Annotated in this window: 12 protein-coding genes and 1 pseudogene; 6 read left to right on the top strand and 7 right to left on the bottom strand. The window is 72.8% G+C overall.

Annotation, left to right across the window (positions count from 1 at the left end):
* Positions 1–41: 41 nt before the first annotated feature.
* From ACTT8P_RS15870 to ACTT8P_RS15860, 3 genes are all read right to left on the bottom strand, one after another.
* Positions 42–914, bottom strand: a complete 873-nt coding sequence (locus ACTT8P_RS15870) for a hypothetical protein (RefSeq protein ID WP_442832283.1) — start codon at positions 912–914, stop codon at positions 42–44.
* Positions 915–1096: 182 nt separating this feature from the next.
* On the bottom strand, positions 1097–2188 hold the full coding sequence (locus ACTT8P_RS15865) for a metallophosphoesterase (protein ID WP_442832282.1): 1092 nt from the start codon (positions 2186–2188) through the stop codon (positions 1097–1099).
* Between the two features lie 270 nt (positions 2189–2458).
* A complete protein-coding gene (locus ACTT8P_RS15860) occupies positions 2459–3571 on the bottom strand; it encodes a LacI family DNA-binding transcriptional regulator (RefSeq protein WP_442832281.1) in 1113 nt (370 codons plus the stop codon).
* Positions 3572–4003: 432 nt separating this feature from the next.
* Here ACTT8P_RS15860 and hisC point away from each other — a divergent pair, with 432 nt between their 5' ends.
* The 6 genes and pseudogenes from hisC to ACTT8P_RS15830 all read left to right on the top strand — a co-directional run bounded on the left by hisC (position 4004) and on the right by ACTT8P_RS15830 (position 14452).
* The gene (gene hisC, locus ACTT8P_RS15855) at positions 4004–5083 is read left to right on the top strand and encodes a histidinol-phosphate transaminase (protein ID WP_442832280.1); all 1080 of its coding nucleotides are present in this window, start codon (positions 4004–4006) and stop codon (positions 5081–5083) included.
* A 293-nt stretch (positions 5084–5376) separates the two neighbouring features.
* A complete protein-coding gene (locus ACTT8P_RS15850) occupies positions 5377–6882 on the top strand; it encodes a cytochrome ubiquinol oxidase subunit I (protein ID WP_442832279.1) in 1506 nt (501 codons plus the stop codon).
* Between the two features lie 21 nt (positions 6883–6903).
* Positions 6904–7908, top strand: coding sequence for a cytochrome d ubiquinol oxidase subunit II (gene cydB / locus ACTT8P_RS15845; protein WP_442832278.1), 1005 nt, complete (start codon positions 6904–6906; stop codon positions 7906–7908).
* Between the two features lie 34 nt (positions 7909–7942).
* A complete protein-coding gene (gene cydD / locus ACTT8P_RS15840; protein WP_442832277.1) occupies positions 7943–11575 on the top strand; it encodes a thiol reductant ABC exporter subunit CydD in 3633 nt (1210 codons plus the stop codon).
* Positions 11576–11779: 204 nt separating this feature from the next.
* Positions 11780–13299 (top strand): annotated as a pseudogene (locus ACTT8P_RS15835) (sensor histidine kinase).
* 109 nt (positions 13300–13408) lie between these two features.
* Entirely contained in the window at positions 13409–14452 is a 1044-nt protein-coding gene (locus tag ACTT8P_RS15830) for a peptidoglycan DD-metalloendopeptidase family protein (protein WP_442832276.1), read from the top strand.
* A 112-nt stretch (positions 14453–14564) separates the two neighbouring features.
* On the opposite strand, the gene ACTT8P_RS15825 is transcribed toward ACTT8P_RS15830, so the two are convergent.
* The 4 genes from ACTT8P_RS15825 to ACTT8P_RS15810 form a co-directional block, all read right to left on the bottom strand.
* The gene (locus tag ACTT8P_RS15825; protein ID WP_442832275.1) at positions 14565–15434 is read right to left on the bottom strand and encodes a Cof-type HAD-IIB family hydrolase; all 870 of its coding nucleotides are present in this window, start codon (positions 15432–15434) and stop codon (positions 14565–14567) included.
* Positions 15435–15576: 142 nt separating this feature from the next.
* Positions 15577–16479 (bottom strand): LLM class flavin-dependent oxidoreductase, encoded by a 903-nt coding sequence (locus ACTT8P_RS15820; protein WP_442832274.1) that lies wholly within the window; start codon positions 16477–16479, stop codon positions 15577–15579.
* Positions 16480–16556: 77 nt separating this feature from the next.
* On the bottom strand, positions 16557–17129 hold the full coding sequence (locus ACTT8P_RS15815) for an RNA 2'-phosphotransferase (protein WP_442832273.1): 573 nt from the start codon (positions 17127–17129) through the stop codon (positions 16557–16559).
* Between the two features lie 119 nt (positions 17130–17248).
* Positions 17249–18245: SDR family NAD(P)-dependent oxidoreductase (locus tag ACTT8P_RS15810; protein ID WP_442832272.1), on the bottom strand; the 997-nt coding region annotated here is incomplete at its 5' end.

Raw genomic sequence — 18245 nt, 5'->3', positions numbered from 1 at the left:
CCCTGGGCGGGACCCGCCCGCCGGGGAGCGCACACCGGTGGTCACTCGGGCCGGTGCTCCGGGCCGCCGAAGTCCGGGCTGGAGTAGTCCGGGCTCGAGTAGCTCGGGCGTGGACCGGCGGTGGATCCTTCGTCGGGGCTGGAGAAGCCGGGGCGGCCGTAGCCGAGCTGCGGCATCCGGCCGGCCGGTGCGGACGGCCCCGTACCGCCCGGCGCCGACGCCGCGGCCGGATCGGCCAGGGCGTCCCGCAGGAACGGCACGATGCCCTGTTCCAGCAGGGCTTCGCGCCAGGCTTCCCTGGCCCGCTTCACCTCCCCGTCGCGTTCTCCGTACGCCGCGGCCTCGGCCGAGGGACGGTTGCGCAGCGCGGTGGTCAGCAGACCGACGGCGGCGACCAGGATCGTGATCGCGGTCAGGGCGCCGAACACCCAGCCGGCGGTGAGCATGGTCCGGGCGAACGCCTGCTCCGGGTCGATCATCTTCAGGATGTACCCGACGAGCAGGAAGATCGCGGCGGCCGTACCGGTGAGGACGGGGGCCAGGACCGTGATGACGGCGCCCGCGCCCGCCCCCGCGGTCTCGACGACCTCTCCCATGGTGGCGGCGAGCCCCATCGAGTGCGTACCGGACTCGGTGGCACCCGGTTCGCGGGCGGACGACGGCGCGGCGGACGGCGCCGGCTGGCGCAGTTCCTCGCGGACCTTCACATAGTGCTGGTACTCGGTCGCCGCCGCCGCGGTGATCAGGGCGGTGGCGCTGAGCGCCATGGTGCGCAGTTGTTCCGAGTTGAGCCGCTGTCCCACAGCGGCCAGTTCCGGGCGGTGTGGTGCGGAGCGCAGCGCCTCGTTGAGAACCCGCTCGTACTCTTGGCGGTCCTCGCTCAACAGGTGCTGCGGAACGCTGTTCATGTGCATCCCCCGATGCTCCGTAGGGCTTGGGGCTCGCATGCCAACGAGCCGTCGGGCAGAAACGGAGGGGAGCCTGCTACGGATAAGCCGATGGTAGAGCGGTGACGGCGCGGGGTGACAGGGGGTTTCCAGAAATTGGGTGCCGGCCCGGAGGTCCGCCACGCGGGCCCGGACCGCCCGGGGAGTCCTCAGTCGGTCATCGGCAGTTGCTGGACCAGCAGTTTTCCGGCCATGGTCACGCCGCCGTCCATCGCGATGGCGAGTCCGTCGGCGTAGACATGCGGTCCTTCGACCGTCGGACCGGAGTTGTCCTCGCCGTCCTCGGAGCCGACCTCGCCGAGCAGATACGGGATGGGGCTGTGCCCGTGCACGATGCGGGTGCCGCCGTAGGTGTCGAGCAGCGAGCGCACGGCGTCGGCGCCGCCTTCGTCGCGGAAGGAGAAGCGCTTGGTGAACTTGCGGAACAGGTCCCACACCTCGTCCGCGTCATTGCGGGTGAGCGCCTCGTGGATGGTGTCGTTGACCTCTTCGATGGAACCGCCGTAGTCGAGGTAGGCGGTGGTGTCGGAGTGCACGAGGAGGTGGCCGTCGACCTCTTCCACGGCGTCCAGGCGGGCCATCCACTGGAGGTGGTGGTCCTGGAGGCGGTCCATGTCGGTCTTCTGGCCGCCGTTGAGCAGCCAGGCCGCCTGGAAGGTGGCGGTGCCCGCGCCCGAGTTGACGGGCGTGTCCCCGAACCGCTTGGCGCCGAGCAGCAGCAGTTCGTGGTTGCCCATCAGCGCCTTGCAGTAGCCGCCGGCCGCGGCGGCCTCGGCGGACAGCCGCATCACCAGGTCGATGACGCCGATGCCGTCCGGGCCGCGGTCGGTGAAGTCGCCGAGGAACCACAGGCGGGCGGTGCCGGCGCACCACTGGCCGTCGGCGTCGATCAGGTCCTGCTCCTGGAGCGCGGCCACCAGCTCGTCGAGATAGCCGTGCACGTCGCCCACGACGTACAGCGGCCCGGGCCCGGTGGCGGGCTGTCCCGCCGGGGCCGGTACGGGCTCGACGGCCACCTGCGCGGTGTCCTGCCCGTCGATGACCGGCAGGTCGCGCTCGGTGGCGGGGTACCCCTGCGGCGGGGCCTGTTCGGGCGCCGGAACGACGTCACCGGGGTGCGCGCCCTGGCCGTACGGACCGGTCTCGTGGACGTACGCGGGCACTCGGAAGTCGCGCAACGTCGCCGTCCGCTCCACCTCGGGTCCCTGACCGGCCCCCTGAGTCATCGACCCCTCCACCATCGCGCCGCTGCTGCACCGCTTCGGACTGCCTGGTCGCAGCGGCCCGCGGTGTCGTGGGCCCATCATAGGAATGCGGATCGCGCTGTGTGATGACCCAGGGGTGGTGAATCGGAACAGGTCCCCGCCAGGACGCGGCTTTCGCCCCGATTGGCCCGCTCTTCGCCCGCCCCTCAGTCACCTCACGGTCACCTCTTGACCGTCCTTCCCGTCCGTTCCGCTTCCCGAGGGTCGGGTCCTGCCGGGCCCGACCCGCTGCCGAGGGGACGGCTCCTACTGGCCCTCGGGAGAGCGCGGCGGGCTGACCGTCGTGCGCGGCGGCCGGCGCTGGGAGGAGGTCCGCACGATCAGTTCGGTCGGTATCACCTGCTCGACCGGCTGGTTCGAGTCGACGCTCTCGATGGCGTCGATGAGCAGCTGCACCACGGCCGTGCCGATGCGGCGCGGCTTGAGCGACAGGGTGGTGATGGGCGGCTCGGTGGTGGCGTACACGGTGGACTCGCTGCAGCAGACCAGCAGCAGGTCGTCGGGGACCCGCAGCCCGTAGCGGCGGGCCGCGGCGAGCAGGTCGGTGCCGTTGGGGTCGAAGAGGCCGTAGACGGCGTCCGGCCGGTCCGGACGGGCCAGCAGCCGGTCGGCGGCGACGGCGCCCGCGCACGGGTCGTGCGCCGGGTAGGCCTCGTAGACCGGGTCCTGGCCGACCCGCTCGCACCAGCGCAGGTACGCGGTGGTCGACAGGTGGGTGTAGGTGTCGGTGGTGGTGCCGGTGAGCAGGCCGATGCGGCGGGCGCCGGCGTCGGCGAGGTGGTCGAGGATGCCGAGGACGGCCGCCTCGTGGTCGTTGTCCACCCAGGCGGTGACCGGGAGCGCGCCGGCCGGACGGCCGTCGGAGACGACCGGCAGGCCCTGGCGGACCAGCTCGCTGACGACCGGGTCCTGGTCGGAGGGGTCGATGACGACCGTGCCGTCCAGGGCGACGTTGGACCACACGTCGTGGCGGGAGGTCGCGGGGAGGATGACCAGCGCGTAGCCGCGCGCGAGCGCGGCCGACGTGGCGGCCCGCGCCATCTCGGCGAAGTAGGCGAACTCGGTGAAGGTGAAAGGTTCATTCCCGTACGTCGTCACCGTCAGGCCGATCAGTCCCGACTTGCCGGTACGGAGGGTGCGGGCGGCGGCCGACGGCCGGTAGCCCAGCCGGTCGGCGACCTCGCGGACATGGCGTCGGGTGGCGTCCGGGAGCCTGCCCTTGCCGTTGAGGGCATCGGAGACGGTTGTGATGGAGACTCCGGCGGCGGCGGCGACGTCTCTGATGCCCGCCCGGCCCGGCCGGCTGCCTCGGCGTGAGGTTTCCGCGCGGCTCACCTGGTGCTTCCCTGCTGCTGTCATGGCGAGCCGATAGTAGGGCTCATGCAGTGGGGTAGGGCGGACGCATATGCGCGCGTTGACAGGCACGTTTCTGCATGGCGGGCAAGGGGCAACTCCCTTGGAAAGCATGTCAGTTAGGTGATCTGACCCCCGGACGTAGCGTGTCGGCGCGTGCGGGCCTGCCAAGAGTGCGATGTTGCGAAGAGGTCTCAACTCACCACTACGGGGGATGCGCGCCACGGCGCAAGCCACCGGCGCGTAGATATATGTAGGGCGCGCCCCCGGAACGTACGCCTTCGGGTGCCGATGCCCCTGATGTCGGTGTGACCTCGGTGCGGACTCGGTCCGGCCTCGGTGTGACCGAGCAGCCCGTCCTCGACCGTACGCACCGGAGCCGAATCCTCATAAGGTGAGAAGTATTCGATGCCGGTGGTGGTCACGAGGAGGACTGCGGTGAGCGAGACGAGCCCTAAGCTGCGCGCCGAGCTGGAGGGGATCCCCACCTACAAGCCGGGCAAGCCCGCGGCGGCGGACGGGCCGGTGGCCTACAAGCTGTCCTCCAACGAGAACCCGTACCCGCCGCTGCCGGGCGTGATGGAGACCGTCATGGCGGCGGCCGGTGCCTTCAACCGCTACCCGGACATGGCCTGTACGGGGCTGATGGCGGAGTTGTCCGAGCGGTTCGGCGTCCCGGTCTCCCACCTGGCCACCGGCACCGGTTCGGTGGGCGTGGCCCAGCAGCTGCTCCAGGCGACGGCGGGCCCCGGGGACGAGGTGATCTACGCCTGGCGGTCCTTCGAGGCGTACCCGATCATCACGCGGATCAGCGGCGCCACGGCGGTCCAGGTGCCGCTGACCGACGGTGACGTGCACGACCTGGACGCGATGACCGCCGCGATCACCGACCGGACCCGGCTGATCTTCGTCTGCAACCCGAACAACCCGACCGGCACGGTGGTCGGGCGCGAGGAGCTGGAACGGTTCCTGGACCGGGTGCCCGCCGATGTGCTGGTGGTGCTGGACGAGGCGTACCGCGAGTTCATCCGTGATCCCCGGGTGCCGGACGGCGTCGAGCTGTACCGCGAGCGGCCCAATGTCTGTGTGCTGCGGACCTTCTCCAAGGCGTACGGGCTGGCCGGGCTCCGGGTCGGGTTCGCCGTGGCCCATGAGCCGGTGGCGGCGGCGCTGCGCAAGACAGCGGTGCCGTTCGGGGTGAGCCAGATCGCACAAGAGGCGGCGATCGCCTCGCTGCGCGCCGAGGACGAACTGCTGGGCCGGGTCGGTTCGCTGGTGTGCGAGCGCACGCGGGTGGTCGAGGGACTGCGGGCCCAGGGCTGGACGGTGCCGGAGACCCAGGCCAACTTCGTGTGGCTGCGGCTGGGGGAGCGCACGGTCGACTTCGCCGAGGCGTGCGAGCGGGCCGGCGTGGTGGTCCGGCCGTTCCCGGGTGACGGGGTGCGGGTGACGGTGGGGGAGAACGAGGCGAACGACATCTTCCTGAAGGTGACGGAGGGGTACCGCAAGGAGCTGTGACCCGCAGGCGCCCCCCGCACCTGCTCCCGAACCTGCTTCCGCGCCCCCCCACTGCCCACTGCCCACTGCCCACTGCCCGCTGCCCGCTGCCCAGAGGCCCGTTTCACGTGAAACGGGCCTTTTGCGTTGGGGTTGACGTCACAGGGGACCCCCCTTCCGGCGTCGAAAAGCAGTAGGTCATAATTGCTTGTGAATGTGAACGCGTTCACAAGCGTGTCGGATCGCTCCCGGTATGGGTGTGTCATACACGCACAATCTGCCGCTGACCACGGCGATGTGAGGAGAGTGACGACGTGGACTTGGCCCTGGCGCCGGAGACCCTGGCGCGCTGGCAGTTCGGCATCACGACCGTCTACCACTTCCTGTTCGTGCCGCTGACGATCTCGCTGGCCGCGCTCACGGCCGGCCTGGAGACCGCCTGGGTGCGCACCGGCAAGGAGAAGTACCTCCAGGCCACCAAGTTCTGGGGCAAGCTCTTCCTGATCAACATCGCGATGGGCGTGGTCACCGGCATCGTGCAGGAGTTCCAGTTCGGCATGAACTGGTCCGACTACTCCCGCTTCGTCGGCGACATCTTCGGCGCCCCGCTGGCCTTCGAGGCGCTGATCGCCTTCTTCTTCGAGTCGACCTTCATCGGCCTGTGGATCTTCGGCTGGGACAAGCTGCCCAAGAAGATCCACCTGGCCTGCATCTGGATGGTCTCGCTCGGCACGCTGCTGTCGGCGTACTTCATCCTGGCGGCCAACTCCTGGATGCAGCACCCCGTCGGCTACAAGATCAACGAGGCCAAGGGCCGGGCGGAGCTGACCGACTTCTGGCAGGTGCTCACCCAGAACACCGCGCTCAACCAGGTCTTCCACAGCTTCTCCGCGGCCTTCCTGACCGGCGGCGCCTTCATGGTCGGCATCGCCGCCTTCCATCTGCGGCGCAAGAAGCACATCCCGGTGATGCGGACCTCGCTCCGCCTCGGCCTGGTCACCCTGGCCGTGGGCGGCATGCTCACCGCGATCAGCGGCGACACCCTCGGCAAGGTCATGTACGAGCAGCAGCCGATGAAGATGGCCGCCGCCGAGGCGCTGTGGGACGGCGAACAGCCGGCGCCCTTCTCCGTCTTCGCCTACGGGGACGTCGACGAGGGTCACAACAAGGTCGCCCTGGAGATCCCCGGCCTGCTGTCCTTCCTGGCACACAGCGACTTCGACTCGTACGTGCCCGGCATCCACGACACCAACAAGGCCGAGCAGGAGAAGTTCGGGCCCGGTGACTACAAGCCCATCGTCCCCGTGGCCTACTGGGGCTTCCGCTGGATGATCGGCTTCGGGATGGCCTCCTTCTCGCTCGGCCTGGTGGGGCTGTGGCTGACCCGGAAGAAGTTCCTGCTGCCGGCCGCCTGGCGGACCGGCGACGACGAGGTGCCGCACCTGGTCCTGCTGAAGAAGCCGCTCGGCAACCGGCTCACCCGCCTGTACTGGCTGCTGGCCCTGTGGACGATGGGCTTCCCGCTGATCGCCAACTCCTGGGGCTGGATCTTCACCGAGATGGGCCGGCAGCCCTGGGTCGTCTACGGCCTCTTCCAGACCCGCGACGCGGTCTCCCCCGGCGTCTCCCAGACCGAGGTCATCATCTCGATGACCGCCTTCACCCTGCTGTACGCCGTGCTGGCCGTCATCGAGGTCAAGCTGATGGCCAAGTACGTCAAGGCAGGCCCGCCGGAACTCACCGAGGCCGACCTCAATCCGCCCACGAAGATCGGCGGCGACGTCCGCGACGCCGACAAGCCGATGGCCTTCTCGTACTAGGCGTAAGGGAGCTGCACCGTCATGGAACTGCACGACGTCTGGTTCGTCCTCATCGCCTTCCTGTGGACCGGCTACTTCTTCCTGGAGGGGTTCGACTTCGGGGTCGGCGTGCTGACCAAGCTGCTGGCCCGAAACCGGCCCGAGAAGCGGGTGCTGATCAACACCATCGGCCCGGTCTGGGACGGCAACGAGGTCTGGCTGCTCACCGCCGGCGGCGCCACCTTCGCCGCCTTCCCGGAGTGGTACGCCACCCTCTTCTCCGGCTTCTACCTCCCCCTGCTGGTCATCCTGCTGTGCCTGATCATCCGGGGCGTGGCCTTCGAGTACCGGGTGAAGCGGCCCGAGGAGCGCTGGCAGCGCAACTGGGAACACGCGATCTTCTGGACCTCGCTGATCCCCGCGTTCCTGTGGGGTGTGGCCTTCGGCAACATCGTCGGCGGCGTGAAGATCGACCGGGACCTGGAGTACGTCGGCACCCTGGGGGACCTGTTCAACCCCTACGCGCTGCTCGGCGGGCTGGTGACGCTGACGCTGTTCACCTTCCACGGCACGGTGTTCACCGCACTCAAGACGGTCGGCGAGATCCGGGAGCGGGCCCGGAAGCTGGCGCTGCGCGTCGGCCTGCTCACGGCCGTGCTGGCGTTGGTCTTCCTGTTGTGGACGCAGGCGGACAGCGGGGACGGGGCGAGCCTGGTCGCGCTGGTGGTGGCCGTCGCCGCGCTGGTCGCCGCGCTGGTGGCCAATCAGGCCGGTCGCGAGGGATGGGCGTTCACGCTCTCCGGCGTCACCATCGTGGCCGCTGTGGCCATGCTGTTCCTGACGCTCTTCCCGAACGTCATGCCGTCCACGCTGAACCCGGACTGGAGCCTGACCGTCACCAACGCCTCGTCCAGCCCGTACACCCTGAAGATCATGACCTGGCTGGCGGCGATCGGCACCCCCGTCGTTCTGCTCTACCAGGGATGGACGTACTGGGTCTTCCGCAAGCGCATCGGCACTCAGCACCTCGCCGACGCCGCGCACTGAGTCCGGGCATGAGTCCGGCCGGGGAGTGTTTCACGTGAAACCGATCGATCCACGTCTGCTGCGGTACGCCCGCACCACTCGGCTCTTCCTGGTGGCCGTCGTCGCCCTGGGCGCCGTCGGCGCGGGGCTGGTCATCGCGCAGGCGATGCTCATCGCCGAGATCGTGGTGGGCGCCTTCCAGCACGGTCTGGCGGCCACCGGACTCCGTACTCCGCTGCTGTTGTTGGTGGCCGTCGCCTGCGGTCGTGGTCTGGTGGGCTGGCTCACCGAGCTGGCCGCGCACCGCGCGAGCGCGGCGGTGAAGTCGGAGCTGCGCGGCAGGCTGCTGGCGCGGGCCACCGCACTCGGTCCCGGCTGGCTCACCGGCCAGCGCACCGGTTCGCTGGTCGCGCTGGCCACCCGGGGCGTCGACGCGCTCGACGACTACTTCTCCCGCTACCTCCCGCAGTTGGGCCTCGCGGTGGTCGTGCCGGTCGCCGTGCTGGTCCGGATCGTCACCGAGGACTGGCTGTCGGCGGTCATCATCGTCGTCACGCTGCCGCTCATCCCCCTCTTCATGGCGCTGATCGGCTGGGTCACCCAGTCCCGGATGGACCGGCAGTGGCGGCTGCTGTCCCGGTTGTCCGGGCACTTCCTGGACGTGGTCGCGGGCCTGCCGACGCTGAAGGTCTTCGGCCGGGCCAAGGCGCAGGCCGAGTCGATCAAGCGGATCACCGGCGACTACCGGCTGGCGACCATGCGGACGCTGCGGATCGCCTTCCTGTCCTCCTTCGCGCTGGAACTGCTCGCCACCCTCTCGGTGGCACTGGTCGCCGTGACCATCGGCATGCGCCTGGTCCACGGCGACATGGCCCTCTACGACGGTCTGGTCGTGCTGGTGCTGGCACCCGAGGCGTATCTGCCGCTGCGGCAGGTCGGGGCGCAGTACCACGCGGCGGCCGAAGGGCTGGCCGCGGCCGAGGAGATCTTCGAGGTGCTGGAGACCCCCGCGCCCGCGCCGGGCACCGGCCCGGTGCCGGCCCAGGGAGCCCTGTCCTTCGAGGGCGTGACGGTGCGGTACCCCGGCCGGGCGGCGGACGCCGTGGCGGACATGAGCTTCACCGTCGAGCCCGGTGAGACGGTCGCCCTGGTCGGCCCGAGCGGGGCCGGCAAGTCCACCCTCCTCGACGTACTGCTGGGGTTCGTACGGCCGGTGGCGGGACGGGTGACGGTCGGCGGCGCCGATCTCGCCGGGCTGGACCCGGCCGAATGGCACGCCCAGGTGGCCTGGGTGCCGCAGCGCCCGCACCTGTACGCCACCACGATCGCCGAGAACGTACGGCTGGCCCGGCCCGGAGCCGACGACGCCGCTGTCCGCCGGGCGCTGCGGGACGCCGGGGCGCTGGAGTTCGTGGACGCGCTGCCCGAGGGGGCCCGGACGGTACTCGGCGAGGACGGGGCCGGGCTCTCCGCCGGGCAGCGGCAACGGCTGGCGCTGGCTCGGGCGTTCCTCGCCGACCGGCCCGTGCTGCTGCTTGACGAGCCGACGGCCGCGCTGGACGGGGCGACCGAGGCGGAGGTCGTGACGGCGGTACGGCGGCTCGCGGCGGGGCGGACGGTGCTGCTCGTGGTGCACCGCCCGGCGCTGCTGGAGGCGGCGGACCGGGTGGTGCGGCTGGCGGCGCCCGAACCCGAGCCCGTCACGCGGGCCGCTGCGAGCAGGCCCGCGGCGTCCAGCGGGCCGGCGGAGGATTCGGCCGGCCCGCTGGACCCTGCCCTCGGCCCGCTGGACCCTGCCCTCGGCCACCTGGACCCTGCCCTCGGCCACCTGGACCCTGCCCTCGGCCACCTGGACCCTGCCCTCGGCCACCTGGACCCTGCCCTCGGCCAGCCGGGCCCTGCCCTCGGCCACCCGGGCCCCGCCCCCGGTGCCCGGCGCGGTGCCCTCGCCCGGGTGCGCGGGATGTCCGCTGCCCGGCGCGGCCGCCTCGCGCTCGCCCTGCTGCTCGGCAGCCTCGCGCTCGGCAGCGCCGTCGGTCTGATGGCGACCTCCGGGTGGCTCATCTCGCGGGCCTCCCAGCAGCCGCCGGTGCTGTACCTGATGGTGGCCGTCACCGCGACCCGGACCTTCGGCATCGGACGGTCCGTCTTCCGCTATGCCGAGCGGCTGGTCTCGCACGACGCCGTGCTGCGCATGCTGGCCGACACCCGGGTCGCCGTGTACCGGCGACTGGAGCGGATCGCGCCCGCCGGGCTGCGCGGCAGCCGGCGCGGCGATCTGCTGTCCCGGCTGGTAGCGGACGTCGACGCGGCCCAGGACTACTGGCTGCGCTGGCTGCTGCCGGCCGGTGCCGCGCTGGTGGTCTCCGCCGCCGCCGTCGGCTTCACGGCCTGGCTGCTGCCGGCGGCCGGTGCGGTGCTCGCCGCCGGGCTGCTCGCCGCGGGCGTCGGCGTGCCGCTGGTCACCGGCGCGGTGGCCCGCCGGGCCGAGCGCAGGCTGGCCCCCGCCCGGGGCGCGCTCGCCACCGAGGTCACCGACCTGCTCACCGGCACCGCCGAGCTGACCGTGGCCGGCGCCCTGCCCGCCCGCGCCGCCGACGCCCGCCGGGCCGACGCCACGCTGACCCGGATCGCCTCCCGGGCGGCCACCGCGACCGCGCTCGGCGACGGACTCACCACGCTGGTCTGCGGGCTGACCGTCGCCGCCGCCGCGCTGGTGGGCGTCCAGGCGGTCGGCGCCGGCCGGCTCGGCGGCGTACTCCTCGCGGTGGTCGTGCTGACCCCGCTGGCCGCCTTCGAGGCCGTCCTCGGCCTGCCGCTGGCCGCCCAGTACCGGCAGCGGGTACGCCGCAGCGCCGAGCGCGTCCACGAGGTGCTCGACGCCCCCGAGCCCGTACCGGAGCCGGAGCGGCCCCGGCCGGCGCCCGCGACGCCGTTCCCGGTCGTCGTCAAGGGGCTCGCCGCCCGTCACCCCGGGCAGGACCGGGCGGCCGTGACCGGCCTGGACCTGACGCTGGCGCAGGGCCGCCGGGTCGCCGTGGTCGGGGCGTCCGGGTCGGGCAAGACGACGCTCGCACAGGTGCTGCTGCGGTTCCTGGACCCGAGCGCGGGGTCGTACACGCTGGCCGGGGTGGACGCCCGCGCCCTGGACAGCGACGACGTACGCCGGCTGGTCGGGCTGTGCGCGCAGGACGCGCACCTCTTCGACAGCTCGGTGCGGGAGAACCTGCTGCTGGCCAGGAAGGATGCCGACGAGGTCGCACTGCGCGACGCGCTGGGCCGGGCCCGGCTGCTGGAGTGGGCCGACGGTCTGCCCGACGGGCTCGACACGCTGGTCGGGGAGCACGGGGCGCGGCTGTCCGGCGGCCAGCGGCAGCGTCTCGCGCTGGCCCGCGCGCTGCTGGCCGACTTCCCGGTACTGGTGCTCGACGAGCCCGCCGAGCACCTCGACCTGCCGACCGCCGACGCGCTCACCGCCGATCTGCTGGCCGCCACCGAGGGCCGGACGACCCTGCTCATCACCCACCGGCTGGCCGGCCTGGAGAGCGTCGACGAGGTGGTCGTGCTCGACGCGGGGCGGGTCGTGCAGCGCGGCCCCTTCGCGGAGCTGGTGGCCACGCCGGGGCCGCTGCGGTCGATGGCCGAGCGGGAGGCGGCCGCGGACCTGCTGGTGACGGCGGCCGGGTAGGCCCGGGCGCCGCCCATGCGTGCAGCCCGACTTTCCAGGACAAAAAGGTCTTACTAGGCTCGGAGCATGCCCGGCACCCCGCCCTCCGGCACCCCACCCTCAGACACCCCGCCGCCCGGCCCCCGACCGTCCGGGCCGTCCGGGCCGTCCGGGCCGGGAGCCGCCGCCGAGTTGCGCGTCCGGGTGCCGAAGCTGCTGGAGGCGATGCGCTCGGTCGGCAGCGGCCTGGAGCTGCACTCCACCCTGGAGCGGATCTGCCGGACGGCGGCCGACCTGGCCGACGCGCGGTACGCGGCGCTGGGCGTCGTGGCCGAAGACGCCGAGGACGGTGACGGCCTCGCCTACTTCGTCCACCACGGCGTCGACGAGGCGACCGCCCGCCGGATCGGCCGGCCACCGGACCCGCGTACCGGACTGCTGGGCGCCCTGACCGACGAGCCGGGACCGGTCCGCCCCGCCGGCCTGACCGCCGACCCGCGCACCGGCGGACTGCCGGGCCGGCACCCGCCGATGCGCGGCTTCCTCGGCGTACCCGTCCGGGTGCAGGGCGAGATCTTCGGCACCCTGTACCTGGCCGGCAAACGCGGCGACGTGCCGTTCGACGACCACGACCTCGCCCTGGTCCGGGTGCTCGCCACCGAGGCGGGCATCGCCATCGGCAACGCCCGGCTGTACGAGGCGGCCCGGCAGCGGGAGCGCTGGATCGACGGATCGGTCGCCGTCACCACGGCGCTGCTGTCCGGCGCCGACGCGGACGACTCCCTTCAGGTGGTCGCCGAACAGGCGCGCCGGCTCTCCAGAGCCGTCGCCGGGATCGTGCTGCTGCCGGCCGCCGGGGGCGGGATGGAGATCGCGGCCGTCGCCGCGCGGCGGCCCACCGAGTTCCTGGGCACGGTCGTCCCGCCGCACAGCGGCCTGGTCGCCGATCTGCTCGCCGGACGGTCCACGGTGGTGGACGACGCGGCCACCGACCCCCGGCTGGTCACCGGGCGCGCGGGGAGCGGCCGTTCACGCGCACCGAGCGGGCGCTCGCCGACCGGTTCGCCGCACAGGCCGCGCTGGCCCTGGTCATGGCGGAGGCGCAGCGCGACCGGGAACGGCTCGCCGTGTACGAGGACCGCGACCGCATCGCCCGCGACCTGCACGAGCTCGTCATCCAGCGGCTGTTCTCGACCGGGATGACGCTGGAGCGCGCCGCGCGTGCCTCGGCCGTGCCCGAGGTGCGTGACGGTGTCGGCCGGGCGGTGGCCGAACTCGACGTCACCATCCAGGAGATCCGCTCGGCGATCTTCGCGCTGCGGCAGCCCGCCGAGGCCCCGCCGGGGCTGCGCGCCCGTGTGCTGCGGGAGATCACCATGGCCGCCGTGCCGCTGGGCCACACCCCCGACCACCGCTGTGTCGGGCCGGTCGACACCGCGGTCGGCGAGGAGACCGGCCGCAATCTCGTCGCCGCCCTGCGCGAGGCGCTCTCCAACGCCTACCGGCACGCCCGGGCCTCGCGGACCGAGGTCGTCGTCGACGCGACGGTGACCCTGCCCGACGGCCGGCCGGGCGTCCGGCTGACCGTCGCCGACGACGGCGTGGGCCTCCCCGAGGGCGGCCGGCGCAGCGGCCTGCGCAACCTGGAACGCCGCGCGCGGGCCCTCGGCGGCTCCAGCCGGACGGGTCCGGGCATCGGGGCGGAGGGCGCGGGCACGACCGTCGTGTGGGAAGTGCCGTACTGACCCCGGAGGGGTTTTCGGGGGACGCCGATGCCCCGTGTGCAGCAACCGCTCCCCCAGCCGTACGAGCTGAACATGACCCGGAGGTGCCGCAGGGTCCACGATCACTGGCATGCGCTCATCTCGCCGACCTACGCTGCTCGTTCCGGTGCTGCTGTGCGCGCTCGCCGTCCTGGCGGCCCGCCCCGGGTCGGACGGGGACGCCGGTCCCGGCTCCGGGGCCGGCGCGGAAGTGGTCCGGCTCTACCAGGACGCCGCCACGGCGACCCGGCGCTACGAGGACGGGCGGCGCGAAGCTGAAATCCGGCGGGCGGAGGCACAACGGGCCGAGGAACTGCTGGAGCGTCAGCGCCGGGAGATCGTCGTCATCAACGAGGACCTGGGCCGGATCGCCCGCGCCCAGTACCGCGGCGGGGGCGGGCTGCCGCTCACCGCGCGGATGCTCCTCGCCGACGACCCCGACCAGCTGATGCGCGGTCAGCGTGCCGTGGCGCGGGTGAACCGCACCGTCGGCAACACCCTCGGCCGCAGCCGGCGGGCCGAGGCCCGGCTGGCCGCGAACCGGGCGAAGGCCGAGGCGGCCTGGCGGGAGCTGGACCGGCGCACCACCGAACTCGCCGTCCTCAAACAGGACATCGAGCGCAAGCTGGCGGCGGCCCGGTCCAAGCTGCAGGGCCGGGCCGAGGCGTCGGCCGCCGCCGGGTCCTGCCCCGGCGCCGTCCGGCTCGACCAGCCGGCGGCCCGGCTCAGCCGGGACTGGGTGGCGCCGGTGGAGACGTACGACCTGTCCGCGTCCTTCGGCAGCGGCGGAACGCGGTGGGCGAACCGGCACACCGGGCAGGACTTCGCGGTGCCGGTCGGCACACCGGTGCGGGCGGTCGGCGCCGGGCGGGTGGTGAAGGTGTCGTGCGGCGGCGCCTTCGGCATCCAGGTCGTCCTCCAGCACGCCGGCGGGTACTACACGCAGTACGCGCATCTGGCCGGCGTCGCCGTCGACCAGGGGGACCGGGTCGAGGCCGGCGAGTGGATCGGGCAGTCGGGCAGCACCGGCAACTCCACCGGACCGCACCTGCACTTCGAGGTGCGGGTCACCCCGGAGACGGGCTCGGCGCTGAACCCGGTGCCCTGGCTGGCGCAGCGCGGCGTGACGATCTGACCGCCACCTCGCGCCCCGGCCCGCTGCCTGGACCGTGACGCGTGTCAGACCGTGACTCGTGTCAGACCGTGACTCGTGTCAGACCGTGACTCGTGTCAGACCGTGACGCGTGTCAGGCGGCCCGCGCGAGCAGCCGTTCGATGACGAGGGCGACCCCGTCGTCGTTGTTGGCGACGGTCCGCCCCGAGGCGGCGGCGACCGCGTCCGGGTGGGCGTTGCCCATCGCGTAGGACTGCCCCGCCCAGGTGAGCATCTCCACGTCGTTCGGCATGTCCCCGAAGGCGACGACCTCCTCGTGCGAGATGCCGCGCTCGGCGCAGCACAGGGCGAGCGTGCTGGCCTTGGAGACGTCGGGTCCGCTGATCTCCAGCAGGGCGCTGGGGCTGGACCGGGTGACGTTGGCGCGGTCGCCCACGGCGAGGCGGGCCAGGGTGAGGAAGGCGTCCGGCTCGATGGTGGGGTGGAAGGCGAGGATCTTGAGCACCGGCTCGTCCGGCGCCGGGCCGTCCGGCCCCAGCAGCTCCTCGGCCGGCCGGAGGACGTCGGGGACCTCCAGGTGCATCTTCGGATACTCCGGCTCCTGGTTGAAGCCGTACGTCTGCTCGACCGCGTACACCGTGCCGGGTGCCGCCTCGCGCAGCAGCCGTACGGTGTCCAGGGCGTTCTGCCGGGCCAGGCCCCGCACCTTCACGAACCGGTGGGCACCGGGGCCGCCGTGCAGGTCGACCACGGCGGCGCCGTTGCCGCAGATGGCGAGGCCGTGGCCGTGCACATGGTCGCTGACCACGTCCATCCAGCGTGCGGGGCGGCCGGTGACGAAGAAGACCTCGATGCCCGCCTGCTCGGCCGCGGCCAGCGCGGCGACCGTGCGGGGGGAGACCGATTTGTCGTCGCGCAGCAGGGTTCCGTCGAGGTCGGTGGCGATGAGCCGGGGGCGAGCGGCGGCGGCCGGGGTCTGGGGCTGTCGAGTCGCTGAGGTCACCGGGCCATTGTCACGCACGGGTCCGCACGGGCGTGCGGGAGTCCGCCCATCTGTGAGGTACGGCTCTCATCGGGCCGGCCGCCCGTGTGAGCGGAAAACCCATGTGAGCGGAGAAGCGATGGGAGCCGGTGCGGGCGGGACATCAGGCCAGCTGGGCCGGCGCCTCCATGGCGATCCGCTCGAAAACCTTCTCGTCCGTGGCGAAGCCGGAGTCCGGGATCGGCCAGTGCACGACGATCTCGGTGAAGCCCAGCTCCCGGTGGCGTCCGGCGAAGTCCACGAACGCGTCCAGGGAGCGCAGCGGCTCGTTGCGGTCCGGGGTGAAGCCGGTGAGCAGCACCTTGTCCAGCTCGTCCGCGTCACGGCCGAGCTCGGCACAGGCATCGGCCAGCCGTTCCGCCTGCGCCCGCAGCGCCCGTACCGACTGCTCGGGGGTGCCCTCCTCGAACAGCTTCGGGTCGCCGGTGGTCACCCACGCCTGTCCGTACCGGGCGGCCAGCCGCAGGCCGCGCGGACCGGTCGCGGCCACCGCGAACGGCAGCCGGGGCCGCTGCACACAGCCCGGCACGTTGCGCGCCTCGTGGGCCGCGTAGAAGTCGCCCTCGTAGGAGACCGCGTCCTCGGTCAGCAGCCGGTCGAGGAGCTGGAGGAACTCGGCGAACCGGTCGGCCCGCTCGCGCGGCGTCCAGGGCTCCTGGCCGAGTGCGGTGGCGTCGAAGCCGGTGCCGCCCGCTCCTATGCCCAGCGTGATCCGGCCGCCGGAGATGTCGTCGAGGGAGATCAGTTCCTTGGCCAGCGTCACGGGGTGCCGGAAGTTCGGTGAGGTCACCAGGGTGCCCAGGCGCATCCGCTCGGTGGCCGACGCGGCAGCGGTCAGCGTCGGTACGGCACCGAACCAGGGGCCGTCGCGGAAGCTGCGCCAGGACAGGTGGTCGTAGGTGTACGCGGCGTGGAAACCGAGCTGCTCGGCCCGTGTCCAGGTGGCACGGCCGCCCTCGTGCCAGCGGCGGTGGGGGAGGATCACGGTGCTCAGGCGCAGACTCATGGCACCGAGCCTAAGCGGCGCCGCCTGTTTCACGTGAAACACCCGCCACGTGAACACCCGCCACGCGCGGGCCGGCGTCAGGAAAAGCGCAGATAGTGCGGCGGCACCGCCGGCGTCAGCCACACCCCGTTGGCGCTGACCTGGAAGACATGGCCGTCGCGGTGCATCGCGGCGGCGTCCACCGGCAGCACCACCGGACGGCCGCGGCGAGCGCCGACCCGGGTCGCGGTCTCCCGGTCCGGCGAGAGATGGACGGCGTGCCGGTTCATCGGCCGGAGTCCTTCGGTCCGGATGGCGTCCAGGTGGCGGGCGACCGTGCCGTGGTAGAGGTACGGCGGCGGGGTCGCCGGGGGCAGGCCGAGGTCGACGTCGACGCTGTGGCCCTGACTGGCGCGGATGCGGGTGCCCTCGACCGCGAAGCGCCGCTTGTCGTTGTCGGCGACCACGTGGTCCAGCTCCTGGCGGGAGAGGGGAAAGCCGTGGGCGGCGACCGCGGCGAGGAGCGCCTCGATCTCCACCCAGCCGCCCGCGTCGAGGGTGAGTCCGATCCGTTCGGGTTGGTGCCGCAGATGCTTGGACAGGTACTTCGACACCTTCACGGTGCGTCTGTCGTCGGTGCTCCCCTTGGTTCTCTTGTCTCGTTCGTTCATGCGACCAGCGTGCCGAATGAGATGCGGGTCACGCGAACGATTTCCGCGGTGAGGTTTGGTCCACAGCCAAGGGGTGTTATCCACAGGCTGGTTGGGGATTACTGTGGAGAACTGGGGCTTCACAGCGGTGGGTTGCCCCGGGCGAGTGCACGCGTCGCCCCCGGCAGGAAGCGGGACAGCAGCCGTGCGCCGCGGGCCTCCGGCGTGACCGGGACGACGGCCCGGTCACGCACCACCGCCTCCAGGATCGCGTCGGCGACCTTTCGCGCCGGGTAGTTCCGCAGCCCGTACAGCCGTGCCGTGCGCCGTTGCCGGCGCTGCTCCTCGGCGGCACCGGCGCCGGCGAACCGCGCGGTGGCGGTGATGCCCGTGTCCACGAGCCCGGGGCAGACGGCCGTGACGCCGATGCCCTTCCCGGCCAGTTCGGCGCGCAGGGACTCGCTCAGCATCAGCACCGCCGCCTTGGAGGCACCGTAGGCGGGCAGCAGGCGGGAGGGCTGGTACGCCGCCGCCGAGGCGACGTTGACGATGTGCCCGCCCTGGCCGCGCTCGGCCATCGGCCGCCCGAGGAGCCGGCAGCCGTGGATCACGCCCCACAGGTTGACCCCGAGGACGTCCCGCCAGTCCTCCGGCGTGGTGTCGAAGAAGGACCCCGACAGGCCGATGCCGGCGTTGTTCACCAGGATGTCCAGCACGCCGTGCTCGGCGGCGACCTTCCCGGCGAGCTTCTCCATCGCCTGCTCGTCGGAGACGTCGGTGGTCTCGGCCCAGGCGGCCTGCGCGCCCGCCGCCCGGGCCCGCTCGGCGGTGTCCAGGGCGGCCGCGCCGTTCCGGTCGACGGCCACCACGCGCGCGCCCGCCTCGGCGAACGCCAGCGCCGTGGCCCGTCCGATGCCGCCGCCCGCCCCGGTGACCAGCACGAGCTGCCCGCCGAACCGATCGGCGTACTTCCCACGCCCGGCGACCTCGACGCGCTTCCGGCCCGGCCCCGTGCCTCCGCCCGGCCCGGCACTCCCGCCCGGCCCCGTGCCTCCGCCTAGCCCGGCACTCCCGCCCGGCCCCGTGCCTCCGCCTAGCCCGGCACTCCCGCCCGGCCCCGTGCCTCCGCCTAGCCCG

Origin of the sequence: Streptomyces sp. JW3 (genome assembly GCF_052216785.1) — a bacterium.
Taxonomy (GTDB): domain Bacteria; phylum Actinomycetota; class Actinomycetes; order Streptomycetales; family Streptomycetaceae; genus Streptomyces.
The sequence above is the reverse complement of the archived record's forward strand: the minus strand, read 5'-3'. Positions and strand labels throughout refer to the sequence as shown.